Here is a 13,659-nt window from a genome sequence, read left to right as displayed (position 1 = left end):
CCTGGCCAGACCTAGTTCACCCAACCGTGTCCTTAGGACGGACGGCGTACGAAAAATGCACGTGCGCACCGCCGTCCGGTGCACACGTGCATTTCTCAGAATGTGGTTAACGACCCTGGTTGGCGACCGCCGCGATGGCGTCCTTCGCGGCCTCGGGGTCGAGGTATTCGCCACCCGGCTTGAGCGGCTTCAGGTCCTCGTCGAGGTCGTAGCGCAGCGGGATGCCGGTGGGGATGTTCAGCCCCGCGATGGCCTCGTCCGAAATGCCGTCGAGGTGCTTCACGAGCGCGCGCAGCGAGTTGCCGTGCGCGGCCACCAGCACCGTCTTGCCGGTGCGCAGGTCCGGCACGATCGACTCGTCCCAGTACGGCAGCATGCGCTTGACGACGTCGAGCAGGCACTCGGTCAGCGGCAGGTCGGGGCCGAGGCCCGCGTAGCGCGGGTCGGTGTCCTGGCTGAACTCGCTGCCGGGCTCGATCGGCGGCGGCGGGGTGTCGTACGAGCGGCGCCAGAGCATGAACTGCTCCTCGCCGAACTCCTCCAGCGTCTGCTTCTTGTTCTTGCCCTGCAACGCGCCGTAGTGGCGTTCGTTGAGGCGCCAGTCGCGCTTGACCGGGATCCAGTGCCGGTCGGCGGCGTCGAGGGCCAGGTTGGCGGTCATGATGGCCCGGCGCATGAGGCTCGTGTGCAGGATCTCCGGCAGCACACCGGCCTCTTTGAGGAGCAGCCCACCGCGGCGGGCCTCCTTCTCGCCCTTCTCCGACAGGGGAACGTCCACCCAGCCGGTGAACAGGTTCTCCGCGTTCCACGTGCTCTCGCCGTGGCGGAGCAGCACCAAGGTTCCGACAGACATGGCGGCTAGCCTGCCATGCCTGCCCGCCTGCCGTACCCCGGCAGGTCACCGTGATCCACGCCATGGGACTCGCCGGCCCTGACGACCTCGCCGCTCGCACGAGAAAGCCGGTCCCGTCCGTGCATGTTCCGTTGGCGACATCGCCGCCGGGCGTCGCGTGGTCAGTCAGCGTTCGTAGAGATCAGCTACCGCGTCGGCCACAAGGGGCGCGAGTTCCCTTGGACGAACCGCGCCATTGTCCGGGTCTGCTTCGCGGAGGTGGACGTTGATGTGCGAGTAGGCCTCGTCGAGCGAGCCGTAGCCGCGGGGCAGACGCTGGTACCAGCGATAGCCACGTGGCGGAGTGGGCACCTGGGCGTCCGACAGGTACTCATCAATGCCCTCATCAACGGCAGCCTGGTCCGCCTGCGTTCAGGGCTCAGTCGCTGTGGTCAACTTCGTACCCTGCACAACGGTGACGGTGACGGCGTGCTGTTCGTCGTCGACCACGCGGACAAGGCGATCGGGACCGGCCAACCACGCCACGAGCATGCCCCAGCCAGTGTCAGGCACCCGGTCGTAGCTGACGCCGCCGGACTCGACTCGAACCGACTCCGGACGACTCGAAAGCGGCGTCATCGCTACATCGGCGGGGAGCTGCTGCACCTGCTCCCACCTCTCCGGGGTGAACTCCACGCGGCCGGTTCCCATCCCTCCGGCCCTGGTGCGCATCCTCCGCGGGCACCTCGACACCTTCGGCACCACACCAGGCGGCCGGCTGTTTCGAGGGGCCAAGAGCGCTTCACTCGGCGGTCTGCACGGCGGCGTGGCAGCAAGTCAGGAAGATCGGCTCGTCCCCTGAGCAACAGACCTCGCCGATGGCCGCTGACCCGTGTTCGCTCCGTCACGCGGCCGTCTCGACCTGGCTCGCCGCAGGCCTGTCCCCGGTGGAGGTCGCCGAACGTGCCGGCCACTCGGTCGCCGTGCTCCTCGAGGTGTGCGCCGCTGTTCTCGACGGACAGCAGGAGACGTCCAACCAGAAGATCGGCGATCTGCTCGGCGACGGCTGAACCTCCACGTGTGCGCAGGCAGACTCAATGACAACGCCCCCAGCAATGATCTTGCTGGGGGCGTTCGTCGTTCCGTGCACGTGCCGTGAGCGGTGGCAGAACCCCGCAGTCAGCGGCAGACGGTGACCACCTGGCCGGACCGGTCCGGGCAACGTTTCCGCAGCCGAGAACGGAATGGCCACGTCCGAGACTTCAAGATCAACCCTGCTCGCGGGCCCTGAGGTCCTTGCGCAGGATCTTGCCCGCCGCCGACTTCGGGATCGCCTCGATGAACTCCACGACGCGCACCTTCTTGTGCGGCGCGACGTGCGACGCCACGAACGCCATCACGGCGTCACCGTCCACAGAGGAACCCGGCTGGCGCACCACGAACGCCTTGGGGACCTCCTCGCCGTCCGCGTCCTTCACGCCGATGACCGCCGCGTCGGCGATCTCCTCGTGCGTCAGCAGCACGGCTTCCAGCTCGGCCGGCGGCACCTGGTAGCCCTTGTACTTGATGAGCTCCTTGACGCGGTCGACGATCGACACGATGCCGTCCGCGTCGATCACGGCCACGTCGCCGGTGTGCAGCCAGCCGTCGTCGTCGATGGTGGCGGCGGTGGCCTCGGCGTTGTTGAGGTAGCCCTTCATGATGTTCGGGCCCTTGCACCACAGCTCGCCGCGCTCGCCCACGCCCACGTCCTCGCCGGTGGCCGGGTCGACCAGGCGGCACTCGAGGTTGGGGATGATCACGCCGACCGTGCCGACCGAGATGTCGTCGCGGCCGTCCGGGATGGCGTGGCTGACCGGGGACATCTCCGTCATGCCGTAGCCCTGCACGACGCGGCAGCCGATGCGCTTGCGGACGGCGGCGGCCAGGTCCTCGTCGAGCGGCGCGGCGCCGGAGAAGAGGGTGTGCAGCGGCGACAGGTCGTAGTTGTCGACGATCGGGTGCTTCGCGAGGGCGACGGCGACCGGCGGGGCGATGTAGACGCGGTCGGTCTTGTGCTCGGCGATGACCCTCAGGAACTCCGGCAGCTCGAACTTCGGCAGCGTCACGACCACGCCGCCGATGTACAGGCCGTTGTTCATGAGGACCTGCATGCCGTAGATGTGGAAGAACGGCAGCACGGCGAGGATCCGGGTGTGCTCGCCGACGTCCGCGAGGATCGGCCCGCACTGCACCAGGTTCGCGACCAGGTTGCGGTGCGTGAGCATGACGCCCTTGGGCAGCGCGGTGGTGCCGGACGAGTACGGCAGCACGGCCAGGTCCTCGGACGGGTTGATCTCCACCTCGGGCACCGGGTGCGTGTTGTTCAGCAGCTCCGGCAACGACGGGTAGCCCTCGGCGCCGTCCAGCACCACGACGTCGGTCACGCCCGCCTTCGCTGCGCCCGGAGCGGCGTTCGGGAGCAGCACGGAGACGGTGAAGAGCATCTTGGCGCCCGCGTCGTGCAGCTGGTGCGCGACCTCGTCCGGCGTGTACAGGGCGTTGATCGTGGTCGCCGTGGCGCCCGCGCGGAGGATGCCGTGGAAGACGACGGCGTAGTAGGGCGTGTTCGGGCTGAGGATGCCGACGACATCACCCTTGCCGATACCTCGCGCGGCGAGGGCCGCCGCCATCCGGTCGATCGCTCCGGCCAGCTGGCCGTACGTGAGCGTGGCGCCGGACATGCCGTCGATCAGCGCAACCCGGTCCGCGCGGTCGGCGATGTCGCCGAACAACAGCTGGTGCAGCGACACATCGGGGATCTCGACATCGGGATACGGACTGCGAAAGACCATGCGGCGACCTCATTCACATCGCTGTACATCGCTGTACACCCTGCCTGTGGGCTCATCGTGATCCAGCCCACTGGGCAGGTCAAGGACGACTCGATCGCTACAGATGCGTTACTTTGCGCGGCTAAATACACTCGAATGGAGTAATACAAGCACTTGTGATCGCAAGGACGTATCTGAGAAGTTGATACCGCCTCCGCGAGTCGGCTCCCACGCTTACTCGACGAGCGCGAGGCACATGCGCGATTCGTCATCCCCCGTCGAATCGCGTGGCCCGCCAAGGATCCGCAGGCTCCCCCCGTCCACGGATCCCTTGCCGCGGGGACCTTTGACGCGGGACGGCTCGATGCGACTCCCCCTCTCTCCCGAGCCGTTCCGCGCATCATCAAAGGCACACTCTCAGTAGAACTTGATCACCCTGCTTCGTTCATTCGGGTGACACGACGGCGTCGCCGCAGCAGGTAGACCACCGCCGCCGCGGGCAGCGCCAGGACCACCGCGAACGGCAGCAGGGCGCCGACGGCGATCAAGATCCCGTTCAGGACGGCCAGCAACGCGTTCCAGCCGCCCGACAGCGCGCTGAGGAACCCGGCCTTCTCCGGCTCCGGCGGCGCGATCGGCACGGTCGCCACCTGCACCGTCAGCGTCGCCATCGCGGCCTTGCCCTTGAGCGACTCGGCCCGCCGCTGCAACGACTCCAGGTCGGCCTGCCGCTTGGTCAGCTCGGCCTCGACCTGCGCGATCTCCGCCGTCGACCCGGCACGCTCGAACAGCACCCGCAGCCGTTCCACGCTGGCCTTGGCCGTCGCCATCCGCGACTCGGTGTCCACGAGCTGGTCGGTGACGTCCTCGCTGCGCACCTCGCTGCGGGTGACCTCCCCGACGCTCGCGAGATCCCGCACGACCCTGTCCAGCTCGGCGGAGGGCACCCGCACGGTCACCGACCCCGACTTCTTGGTCGAGTTCTCCTGGCCGGCGAACCCGCCGACGGCCGTCGCCCGGTTCTTGACCTCGCCGATCGCCTTCAGCACGTCGTCGCTGCGCAGGTCGACGGTCGCCGTGCGGACCAGCTGCCGTTCCTGGTCCTGCACGGGCTGCGCGGCGTTCTCCTTCGCGGGCTCCTGCCCCGGTTTCTGCTGCGGAGCCACGTTCTGCTCCGCCTGCGGGGGCGTGCCGGCGTCCTTCGCCGACATGCTCCCACCACTCGAGTTGCTGCCGCACCCCGTCGAAACCAGGGCCAGCAACGCGACTCCCACCCACAGCACTGGTCTACGCATGCCTGTCGGACGTGGTGACCGCGACAGGGGGTTGCCGCCTAGGCCGAAACGAGTCGGCGGCTAGTCCGAAACGAGATGTTGGAACGCGGCCAGGTTCGCGAGCGACTCCCCGCGCGACACCCGCCAGGCCCACTCGCGCCGGATCGCGTCGGCGAACCCGATCTCCAGCAACGGGTTGAAGTCGCCGTCCGCCGCCTCCAGCACCTGCCCGAGCACGCGGTCCAGCTCGTCGGCCGTCACGGCGTGCTTGCCGACCCGGCCGACCAGGTAGATGTCACCCTCGGCGTCGATCGTGTAGTGCACGCCGTACAGCCGTGCGTTGCGTCGCAGCAGGAAGCGGTACACGTCCTCGAACGACTGGTCCGGCCGCCGGCACACGAACGCCTCTACGACCAGCGCGTGCGCGGTCTCGACCAGCCACACGTTGGTCTGGAGCTTCTTGGTCCCCGGCAGCGTCACGAAGAACTTGCCGGGCTCCCTGCGGTCGTACCTCAGCTCCCGTTCGTCCAGAAATTCCTTGATCACATCGTCGACGCTCAAGCGAAAACCTCCCGGCGGAACACCTCTGCCGCCTCTTGATACCCCGCCAGCAGGGCGTCAGTCGTGCGGTCCCAGGAGAAGCGTCGCGCATGCCCCACGGCGTTGCTCGCCAGGTGCTCCCGCTGCGGCAGGGCCACGTCGCCCAGCGCGGCGGCCCACTCACCGGCCTCGTGCCCGTGCACGAGCACCCCGGACACCCCGTCCCGCACCGCCACCGGCAGCCCGCCGACGGCCGCCGCGACCACCGGCGTCCCGCAGGCCTGGGCCTCCAGCGCCACCAGCCCGAACGACTCGTTGTAGCTCGGCACCGCGACCAGGTCGGCGGCCCGGTAGACCTCGGCCAGCGTCGGCCCCGGCTGCGGCGGCAGGAACCTCACCACGTCGGTGATCTGCAGTTCGGCGGCCAGCTCCTCCAACGCCTTCGGGCGTTCGGTGCCGGACCCCGAAGGCCCGCCCACGATCAGCACGACCAGCCGCGACCGCAGCCCGGGATCGCGCACGAGCATCTCCGCGGCCGCACGAAGCAGCACGTCCGGCGCCTTCAACGGCTGGATCCGGCCGACGAACGCCAGCACCACCGCGTCCTGCGGGATGCCGAACCACTGCCGGGCGCGCTCCTGCGAGCCGGGCGTGAAGCGGTCGAGGTCCACGCCGGGCGGCACGACGGCCACCTTCGACGGCTCCGCGTCGTAGAGCTTGATCAGCTCGCCGGCCTCGATGTCGGTGTTCGCGACGAGCCGGTCCGACTCGTTGACGACCTGCTCCTCGCCGATCACCCGCATCCGGGGCTCCGGCGCGTCGCCCTCGGCCAGCGCGAGGTTCTTGACCTTGGCCAGGGTGTGCGCGGTGTGCACCAGCGGCACGCCCCACCGTTCCCGCGCGAGCCAGCCGACCTGCCCGGACAGCCAGTAGTGCGAGTGGATCGCGTCGTAGTAGCCCGGCTCGTGCCGTGCCTCGGCGCGCAGGACACCGGCCGTGAACGCGCAGAGCTGGCCCGGCAGCTCCTCCTTGCCCAGGCCCTCGAACGGTCCCGCGGCGACGTGCCGGACGCGCACGCCCGGCGCGAGGTCGGCGACCGGCGGCAGCTCCGACGACGTGGCACGGGTGAAGATCTCCACCTCGACGCCCCGCTGGGCCATCCGAGTGGCCGTCTGGACGATGTAGACGTTCATCCCGCCCGCATCACCCGTCCCCGGCTGTTCGAGCGGCGAGGTGTGCACTGAGAGCACCGCGACGCGCTTCATCGGGCGACTCGCAGGAGGTCGGCGGCGAACCGCTCCGGCCGTTCGAGGAACGGCACGTGCGCGGTGTCGGGGTAGAGGCTCAACTCGGCTCCGGGGATCAGGGCGGCGGAGTACTCGGCGGCGGCAGGGGCCACCACCTCGTCTTGAGTTCCGTGCACGACCAGGGTCGGCACGTCTACGGCCTGCAACACGTCGGCGCTGCCCACGTCCCTGCGGAACAGCTCGCCTCGCACCTTAGGACTGACCGAGGTGGCGGCGGCAGTGAGCTTCACGACGGTCTCAGCAGGCAGGACGGGTGCCATGGCCGCGCAGAACGCCGCCATCGCGGCGTCGTCGGTGATCGCGCCGGGCAACGCGGCCCGCATGACCGGCCCGATGGCGCCTCCCGGGCGTCCGCGGCCGATCTCGGTGATCGCGCTCACGAACACCAGCGCGGTGATGCCCGCGGTGCCGTGGTGGCGGAGGTGGTCGGCGAGGACGAGCCCGCCGTAGGACCACCCGACGACCGTCGCGGGCCCGGTGTGGTCGAGGACGGCCTTCAGGTCGGCGGCCCACCGGGAGGAGTCGCGGTAGTCGCCGAAGTCGTCGGATTCGCCGTGTCCGCGCAGGTCGACGGCGTAGGTGTGGAAGCCGGGCAGGTCCCAGACCTCGCCCGTCTGCGCCCAGCCGTGGACCAGCACCACCGGCGGCGCGGCTGCCGGACCTGATTCCCGCAACGCAAGACGTCCCCCGCCCGCCGTCGTCAGGTGTGTCAGCTGCACACCAGTACGAACGACCTGGTCGGGGGACGCATTCCCGCCGGCCCTACTTGATGGCCGACTTGTCCTTCCACTGCTGCCAGGAGAGCTGCCAGTCGTACCAGTCGAACTGGGCCGGGAGCGTGGTGATCGAGCCGGTCACCTCGACCGGGTCACCGACCAGCGCCGAGTCGTAGTACGCCTTCGCGTCGGCCTCGAGGAGGTTCGCGCAGCCGTGCGAGGTGTTGTTGTTGCCGATGTTGGCCGCGTTGTCGTTGTTCTCGTGGATGAACTCGCCGTGGTTCGAGAACCGGACGGCCCACTTCTTCACGACGTTGGTGTAGCCGTAGCGCGGGTTGTCGAACGAGAAGGTGTCGTTCTTCGACATCACGACGAACGTGCCGTTCGGCGTCGTGAGCTCGGGGTCCGCGTCCTTGCCGAACGAGGCCGGGTAGTCGGCCGTCTGCTGGCCGTCGCGGAACACCTTGAGCCGGTGCGTCGGGTTGTCGATCTTCACGACCTGGTTGCGGCCGACGGTGAAGTCGCTGGTCACGTCGGCCTTGCCGAACGCGCCGCCGCCGTAGTTGACGCCGTAGAGCTTGGCCTCGACCTTCACGGTGGTGTTCGCGGGCCAGTACTTCTCCGGCCGGTAGTGCACCTCCTGGGCGTTCAGCCACGCCCACGAGCCCTGCACGTTCGCCGAGTTGGTGACCTTCAGCGCCTTCTCGACGGTCGCCTTGTCCTCGACCGGCGCCTCGAACTTGACCATGATCGGCGCCGCGACGCCCACGGTCTGGTTGTCGGACGGCCAGAGGGTCGCGCGGGTCTGCGAGCCGGGCGCGACGGTGGTGAACGAGCCCTTGAGCTCGACGGGCTTGCCGTCCGAACCCACGGCCTTGCCGGTGAAGCTGTACGTCTTGCCGTAGCCCAGCGGCTCGGCGGTCGTCCAGCCCGACTTGTCCTCGGTGAGGGTGCCCTTGACGTCGGCGCCCTCGGGTGACTTCAGTGCGACGGACTCGATCTTGCCGTCCACCACGGTGACCTGGACCGGGGTCGTGACCTGCACGTCCTTGGTTCCGTCGACCGGGGACAGGGTCACCTTCGCGGACGGCAGCGAGCTGTCCGCCTTGGGTGTGCCTGCCTCGACACTTGAGCAACCGGTCAGCAGCGTCAGTCCAGCGACCAGCGCGACAAGCGTTCTCTTCACGGTTTCGACCTCCCACCATGGTGGACGTCCAGAACCCCGGCGGGGTGTGAGTGACGTCGGTCACACCCGCTTCGGCAGCTTACGATCGCAGTCGTGAATCGACCTGTCGCAGTTGTGACCGGAGCCAGCGCGGGCATCGGCGAAGCCACCGCGCGGCGGTTGGCCGCCGAGGGTTTCCACGTCGTGCTGGGTGCACGGCGTCTTGACCTCCTCCACGTTATCGCGAAGGAGGTCGAAGGGACGGCCATCGAGCTCGACGTGACCGACGAGACGTCCGTCGCTGCCTTCGCGGACCAGGTGCCGGTGGCGAACGTGCTGGTGAACAACGCGGGCGGCGCTCGCGGGCTCTCCACCGTCGCCGAGGGCGATGCCGACGAGTGGCGGTGGATGTGGGAGGCGAACGTCCTCGGCACCCTGCTCGTGACCAGGGCTTTCATCCCGAAGCTGATCGCGTCCGGGGACGGGCACATCGTCTCTGTGACGTCCATCGCGGCGTACGAGGCCTATGACAACGGCTCGGGCTACACGAGCGCCAAGCACGCCCAGTCGGCGTTGCACCGGACGTTGCGCGGCGAGCTGCTCGGCCAGCCGGTGCGGATCACCGAGATCCAGCCGGGCATGGTCGAGACGGACTTCTCCGCCAACCGGTTCGGCGGCGACACCGAGCGCGCGGCCAAGGTCTACCAGGGCATCACGCCGCTGGTCGCGGACGACGTGGCGGACGTCATCTCGTTCGCGGTCACCCGGCCGTCGCACGTGAACCTCGACACGATCGTGCTCAAGCCGCGGGCCCAGGCCTCCGCGACTCGGGCACACCGCGAGTGAGCAACTCCACGTCGAGCTGACGCAGGACGGGCTCGATGGGGTTCGCGAACCCCGTCGAGCCCGATCCGGCGATGTAGAGACCGATAACCCGGTTATCGGCGTCGACCAGCACCGCGCCGCTGTCCCCGTGGTCGCCGAAGCGTTCGGCCGAGTGCACCCGGATCTGGTCGCGCAGGGTCCGCACGCCAATGCCGTCGCCGAAGTCGAGCCGCAGCGTGGAGTCCGTCGACTCGATCACGCCGTAGGTGAGTCCGGTGGTGCGGCCGCGTTTGCGGACGGTCGAGCCGATGGTCGCGTTCGCACTGCCTGTGATGGCGCCGATGTCCAGCACCTCCGCGCGGAACGGCCGGCCGCCCATCCGCAGCCCCGCCGCGCAGACGGCACCCGCGAGCGCCGCCCGGTCCAGCACGGCGACGACGTCGTCGCCCGGCACGCCACCGTCCACTCTGGACGGGTGCACGAACTCGTCGCCCACCGACCACGAGTCGTCGACGCAGCCGACGTGGAACGTGGTGAGCCCCAGCACCTTCCGCTGCTCGTCACGGGTGACCGCGAACGCGCCGAGCGTGCCGGCGATCACGAACTCACCGGCCCTCGGCACCTCCGGCGGCACGACCCGGAACGACCGCGCGGGCCCGATGCCGATACCGCCGCGCAGCACCTGATGCCGTTCCACCGCAACGGGTTGCTCGTCCTCGGAGCGGATGATCCTGGCCCGGTGCAGCACGATCGACTCGGCCACGACGTCGGTCGGCACGCCGCCGACCTCGACCGGGATCTGCTGCGGCTGGTCTGGCCCCTTGGCGCACACGTAGACGACGATCGCGGCCTTGCCGGTCGGGCGACCGGCCGTGACCTTCTCCCCGATGTCCACGCCGATGACGCCCGGCCTGGCCAGGAACTCGTCTTCGACCAGGCGCTTGACCGGCCTGATGACCTCGCGCGCGTTGTCGTCGAGGTAGCTCATAGCTGACCTCCGTCCCCTGCTGATTCCATGAAACACGCCAGGTAGCGGTTCGTCACACGGAGTCACCCGAACAGCGCTAGAGCTGAACGCCTACGAAGACCGGTTCCGGGTGCAGTTCCACGCCGAACGCCGAACGCACGCCGTCGCGGACCTCCCGCGCGAGGTCGAGCAGGTCCTCGGTGGAGGCGCCGCCGCGGTTGGTGAGGGCGAGGGTGTGCTTGCCGGACAACGAGACCCGGCCGCCGGGGCCCTGGTGTCCCTTGCGGAACCCGGCCCGTTCGATCAGCCACGCGGCCGAGAGCTTCTTCTGGCCGTGGCCCGCCGGGTAGCTCGGCACGTCGACGTCGGCGCCGAGGCGTTCGGCGATGCGGATCAGCACGCCGTTGAACGTCGCGTCGTCGATGATCGGGTTGGTGAAGAACGAGCCGGCGCTCCACGTGTCGTGGTCGGTGGCGTCGAGCACCATGCCCTTGCCGCGGCGCAGCTCCAGCACGGCCTTGCGGGCCGCGTCGGCAGGGACGCGTTCCCCTTGCGCCACCCCGAGAACGCGCGCCAGCTCGCCGTAGCGGATCGGCGCGGACATGCCGCCGGAGGTCAGCGTGAACCGGGTGCGCAGCACGACGGCGTTGTCGGTGTTCTTGAGCGTGCTGGTGCGGTAGTCGAGGCCCAGCTTGGCGGCGGGCACCTGGTGCACCTTGCCGCTGCGGCGGTCCAGCAGGTCGACCGAGTGGAGCACCTGGGAGATCTCGACGCCGTACGCGCCGACGTTCTGCACGGGCGTGGCGCCGTTCAGGCCGGGGATGCCGGACAGGCACTCGAGCCCGCCGAGGCCCTGCGCCACCGCCTCGGCGACGACGGCGTCCCACTCCTCGCCCGCCTCGACGGTGAACTGGACGATGCCGCCGCCCAGCGGGTCGAGCCGGAAGCCCTTGGTGGCGACGTGCACGACCGTGCCGGCGAACCCGCCGTCGGAGATCACGAGGTTGGACCCGCCGCCCAGCACGAGGACCTTCTCGTCGGCGGCGGCGTCGGCTGTTCGCACGGCTTCGACCAGCTCAGCGGCGGTCGTGGCGTGGACGAACCGCGCGGCCGGGCCACCGAGTCGGAGCGTGGTGCGCTCGGCCAGAGGTACGGACTGCGTGGTGGTCACAGACGTCAACGGTAGCCTCCGCGGCATGGCACGCCGCATCGAGCACCACACCACGTCACCCCATTCGGCGGAGAAGGTCTTCGGCGCGTTGACCGACGAGACCTTTCTGCGGGACCGGCTGGCCGCGATCGGTGGCCCCGGATCCGTCCTGGTGACGTTCGACCAGACCGACGAGCGGACGTCGTACCAGCTCAAGCAGGGTGTGCCCGCGGAGCACGTGCCGTCGGCGATCAAGGCGGCGCTCGGCGGCGACCTCGTGATCAACCGCACGGAGACGTGGGCGGCGGGCGCCGGCACCGTCGAGGTGCTGGTCAACGGCGTGCCCGGCCGGCTGGAGGGCTCGTTCACCGTTCTGGGCAACGGATCGGGCTCGAAGCTCACCCTCTCGGGGGAGGTCAAGGTCAGCATCCCGTTCCTCGGCGGCAAGATCGAGAAGCTGATCGCGGAGCAGGTCGCCGTGCTGCTCGACAAGGAGAGCGAGTTCACGTCCGAATGGCTCGCAAACCGCGGCTAGCGGCGGGCCGGGCCCGCGCGCTCGGCCTGCCCACGCGCGGCACGACCAACCCGAACCGCCTGCGCCGGGTCGACCGGTGGATGGCCGGCACTTTGTCGTCGTTCCTGCAGGACGCGGCCGACCCGCTGGTGGTGGACCTCGGGTACGGGGCCACGCCCATCACCACCGTCGAGATGGCTCAGCGGCTGCGGGCCGTCCGCCCCGACGTGCGCGTGCTCGGGCTGGAGATCGACCAGGACAGGGTGGACGCGGGCAAGGCCGTCGCCGACCCGCCGTTCCTGGACTTCCGGCGCGGCGGGTTCGAGCTGGCCGGGGCGCGGCCGGTGCTGTTGCGCGCCTTCAACGTGCTGCGCCAGTACACCGAGGAGCAGGCATTCGAGGCGTGGGACACGATGCTGTCGCGGATGGCTCCCGGCGGGCTGGTCGTCGAGGGCACGTGCGACGAGATCGGGCGTCGCTGCACCTGGGTGACGCTGTCCGCGGACGGGCCGCGGACGTTCACGCTGGCCGTGAAGCCCTCCGGCATCGAGGTGCCGTCCGACGTGGCCGAGCGGCTGCCCAAGGCGTTGATCCACAAGAACGTGCCGGGTGAGCGGGTGCACGCCCTGCTGGCCGACCTGGACGCCTGCTGGGCGACGGCGGCGCCGTTCGCGCCGTTCGGGCCTCGCGCGCGCTGGGTGGAGTCGGCGCGGCTGCTGGTCGAACGCGGCTGGCCGGTGCTCGACGACCGGAAGCGTTGGCGGCTCGGCGAAATCACGCTCGAATGGGCGGCCGTCGCCCCCTAGGGTGGGGTGCGTGGACTTCGTCGCGCAGGTCGAGACCCAGGCTTCTTCGTTGCGTTCGGCCGTTCTGAAGGCCGGTGCGGACGCACCCGTCCCGTCGTGTCCCAAGTGGACGGTGCTCGACCTCGTGCGGCACATCGCCGAGGTGCACACGTGGGCGGGACAGGCCGTCGTCACCGCCCCCGAGGACGGCAGGCCCGCCTGGCCCCAGGCGCCGCAGGACTTCGACGACGTGTTCCCGTGGTGGGAGACGGGTCTCGCCACGCTGCTGGAACGGCTGCGCGAGGCGCCCGCCGACCGTCCCGCGTGGACGTTCCACGGCCCGCAGGTCGCCGGCTTCTGGTCGCGCAGGCAGGCGCACGAGACGTCGATCCACCGCCTGGACGCGGACCTGGCCACCGGGGACGACCTGCCCTCGCTGGCGTTCGACCCGGAGTTCGCCGCCGACGGCATCGACGAGTACCTGACGACGATGGTGGGCAGGCGGTTCGAGCTCGGCCACCACGTCACCGCGAACGGCAGGCTGCTCGTGCACGCCGCCGACGCGGGCCGCACCTGGCAGTTGCACCTGACCGCGAACGAACCGCTGCTCGTCACCGCGCCCCAGGACTCGGCGTTCGACGAGGACGCCACCCTCGCGGGCACCGCGGACGCGATCTACCGCGCCTTCTACGCCCGTCCCCACCACGCGATCGTGACCGGAGACGAGTCGCTGTTGGCGGCGCTGCCCAGGCCGTGAATACTTCTGCGGCG

14 protein-coding genes and 1 pseudogene are annotated in these 13,659 nt (G+C 69.8%); 5 read left to right on the top strand and 10 right to left on the bottom strand.

All coding sequences use genetic code 11. The annotated features are described in order from the left end of the window. Window positions 1-106: 106 nt before the first annotated feature. Both ACQEU1_RS28990 and ACQEU1_RS28985 read right to left on the bottom strand, forming a co-directional pair. Window positions 107-853: a phosphoglyceromutase gene (locus tag ACQEU1_RS28990; protein ID WP_433208328.1), complete on the bottom strand. Its 747-nt coding sequence runs from the start codon at window positions 851-853 to the stop codon at window positions 107-109. A 165-nt stretch (window positions 854-1,018) separates the two neighbouring features. Continuing rightward, a pseudogene (locus tag ACQEU1_RS28985) lies at window positions 1,019-1,471 on the bottom strand (DUF5956 family protein). Between the two features lie 239 nt (window positions 1,472-1,710). Here ACQEU1_RS28985 and ACQEU1_RS28980 point away from each other — a divergent pair. Continuing rightward, window positions 1,711-1,902: a hypothetical protein gene (locus ACQEU1_RS28980; RefSeq protein WP_433208325.1), complete on the top strand. Its 192-nt coding sequence runs from the start codon at window positions 1,711-1,713 to the stop codon at window positions 1,900-1,902. Between the two features lie 198 nt (window positions 1,903-2,100). On the opposite strand, the gene ACQEU1_RS28975 is transcribed toward ACQEU1_RS28980, so the two are convergent. From ACQEU1_RS28975 to ACQEU1_RS28950, 6 genes are all read right to left on the bottom strand, one after another. Then, the gene (locus ACQEU1_RS28975) at window positions 2,101-3,666 is read right to left on the bottom strand and encodes a 4-coumarate--CoA ligase family protein (RefSeq protein WP_433208322.1); all 1,566 of its coding nucleotides are present in this window, start codon (window positions 3,664-3,666) and stop codon (window positions 2,101-2,103) included. Window positions 3,667-4,076: 410 nt separating this feature from the next. After that, window positions 4,077-4,856: a DUF4349 domain-containing protein gene (locus ACQEU1_RS28970; RefSeq protein ID WP_433208319.1), complete on the bottom strand. Its 780-nt coding sequence runs from the start codon at window positions 4,854-4,856 to the stop codon at window positions 4,077-4,079. 144 nt (window positions 4,857-5,000) lie between these two features. Then, complete coding sequence (locus tag ACQEU1_RS28965; RefSeq protein ID WP_433208316.1) at window positions 5,001-5,480, bottom strand: YbjN domain-containing protein; 480 nt, start codon at window positions 5,478-5,480, stop codon at window positions 5,001-5,003. Then, complete coding sequence (mshA, locus tag ACQEU1_RS28960; RefSeq protein ID WP_433208313.1) at window positions 5,477-6,724, bottom strand: D-inositol-3-phosphate glycosyltransferase; 1,248 nt, start codon at window positions 6,722-6,724, stop codon at window positions 5,477-5,479. The genes ACQEU1_RS28965 and mshA overlap by 4 nt, the downstream gene beginning before the upstream one ends. Beyond that, on the bottom strand, window positions 6,721-7,485 hold the full coding sequence (locus ACQEU1_RS28955; protein ID WP_433208310.1) for an alpha/beta fold hydrolase: 765 nt from the start codon (window positions 7,483-7,485) through the stop codon (window positions 6,721-6,723). The genes mshA and ACQEU1_RS28955 overlap by 4 nt, the downstream gene beginning before the upstream one ends. A gap of 43 nt (window positions 7,486-7,528) precedes the next feature. Next, on the bottom strand, window positions 7,529-8,668 hold the full coding sequence (locus ACQEU1_RS28950) for a L,D-transpeptidase (RefSeq protein ID WP_433208307.1): 1,140 nt from the start codon (window positions 8,666-8,668) through the stop codon (window positions 7,529-7,531). A 93-nt stretch (window positions 8,669-8,761) separates the two neighbouring features. Here ACQEU1_RS28950 and ACQEU1_RS28945 point away from each other — a divergent pair, with 93 nt between their 5' ends. Further along, window positions 8,762-9,493, top strand: a complete 732-nt coding sequence (locus ACQEU1_RS28945) for an SDR family NAD(P)-dependent oxidoreductase (RefSeq protein ID WP_433208304.1) — start codon at window positions 8,762-8,764, stop codon at window positions 9,491-9,493. Here the strand turns inward: ACQEU1_RS28945 and ACQEU1_RS28940 are convergent. Both ACQEU1_RS28940 and ACQEU1_RS28935 read right to left on the bottom strand, forming a co-directional pair. Then, window positions 9,447-10,460: a hypothetical protein gene (locus tag ACQEU1_RS28940; protein ID WP_433208301.1), complete on the bottom strand. Its 1,014-nt coding sequence runs from the start codon at window positions 10,458-10,460 to the stop codon at window positions 9,447-9,449. The genes ACQEU1_RS28945 and ACQEU1_RS28940 overlap by 47 nt on opposite strands. 76 nt (window positions 10,461-10,536) lie before the next feature. Further along, window positions 10,537-11,637, bottom strand: coding sequence for a UDP-N-acetylmuramate dehydrogenase (locus tag ACQEU1_RS28935; RefSeq protein ID WP_433208298.1), 1,101 nt, complete (start codon window positions 11,635-11,637; stop codon window positions 10,537-10,539). Here ACQEU1_RS28935 and ACQEU1_RS28930 point away from each other — a divergent pair. Genes ACQEU1_RS28930 through ACQEU1_RS28920 form a run of 3 tightly spaced genes read left to right on the top strand, consistent with a single transcriptional unit; the run spans window position 11,636 to window position 13,645 of the window. Next, window positions 11,636-12,124 carry a DUF2505 domain-containing protein gene (locus ACQEU1_RS28930; RefSeq protein WP_382441637.1) on the top strand — a complete coding sequence of 163 codons (489 nt, stop codon included), beginning with the start codon at window positions 11,636-11,638 and terminating at the stop codon, window positions 12,122-12,124. The two genes, ACQEU1_RS28935 and ACQEU1_RS28930, sit on opposite strands and share 2 nt — an antisense overlap. Beyond that, on the top strand, window positions 12,103-12,909 hold the full coding sequence (locus ACQEU1_RS28925; RefSeq protein ID WP_433208295.1) for a class I SAM-dependent methyltransferase: 807 nt from the start codon (window positions 12,103-12,105) through the stop codon (window positions 12,907-12,909). The genes ACQEU1_RS28930 and ACQEU1_RS28925 overlap by 22 nt, the downstream gene beginning before the upstream one ends. 10 nt (window positions 12,910-12,919) lie before the next feature. After that, window positions 12,920-13,645 (top strand): maleylpyruvate isomerase N-terminal domain-containing protein, encoded by a 726-nt coding sequence (locus ACQEU1_RS28920; RefSeq protein WP_433208292.1) that lies wholly within the window; start codon window positions 12,920-12,922, stop codon window positions 13,643-13,645. Window positions 13,646-13,659: the final 14 nt, after the last annotated feature.

The sequence above is a fragment of the Lentzea sp. CA-135723 genome, assembly GCF_050936595.1.
Classification (GTDB): Bacteria; Actinomycetota; Actinomycetes; order Mycobacteriales; family Pseudonocardiaceae; genus Lentzea.
This window is presented reverse-complemented; position numbering and strand designations above follow the sequence as displayed.

What these genes read in the sequence shown, in the direction of transcription:
- ACQEU1_RS28930 (WP_382441637.1), top strand. Translation starts at nt 11,636, where the DNA reads ATGGCACGCCGCATCGAGCACCACACCACGTCACCCCATTCGGCGGAG.
- ACQEU1_RS28935 (WP_433208298.1), bottom strand. Translation starts at nt 11,637, where the DNA reads ATGCCGCGGAGGCTACCGTTGACGTCTGTGACCACCACGCAGTCCGTA.
- ACQEU1_RS28940 (WP_433208301.1), bottom strand. Translation starts at nt 10,460, where the DNA reads ATGAGCTACCTCGACGACAACGCGCGCGAGGTCATCAGGCCGGTCAAG.
- ACQEU1_RS28975 (WP_433208322.1), bottom strand. Translation starts at nt 3,666, where the DNA reads ATGGTCTTTCGCAGTCCGTATCCCGATGTCGAGATCCCCGATGTGTCG.
- mshA (WP_433208313.1), bottom strand. Translation starts at nt 6,724, where the DNA reads ATGAAGCGCGTCGCGGTGCTCTCAGTGCACACCTCGCCGCTCGAACAG.
- ACQEU1_RS28925 (WP_433208295.1), top strand. Translation starts at nt 12,103, where the DNA reads ATGGCTCGCAAACCGCGGCTAGCGGCGGGCCGGGCCCGCGCGCTCGGC.
- ACQEU1_RS28990 (WP_433208328.1), bottom strand. Translation starts at nt 853, where the DNA reads ATGTCTGTCGGAACCTTGGTGCTGCTCCGCCACGGCGAGAGCACGTGG.
- ACQEU1_RS28970 (WP_433208319.1), bottom strand. Translation starts at nt 4,856, where the DNA reads ATGTCGGCGAAGGACGCCGGCACGCCCCCGCAGGCGGAGCAGAACGTG.
- ACQEU1_RS28980 (WP_433208325.1), top strand. Translation starts at nt 1,711, where the DNA reads ATGGCCGCTGACCCGTGTTCGCTCCGTCACGCGGCCGTCTCGACCTGG.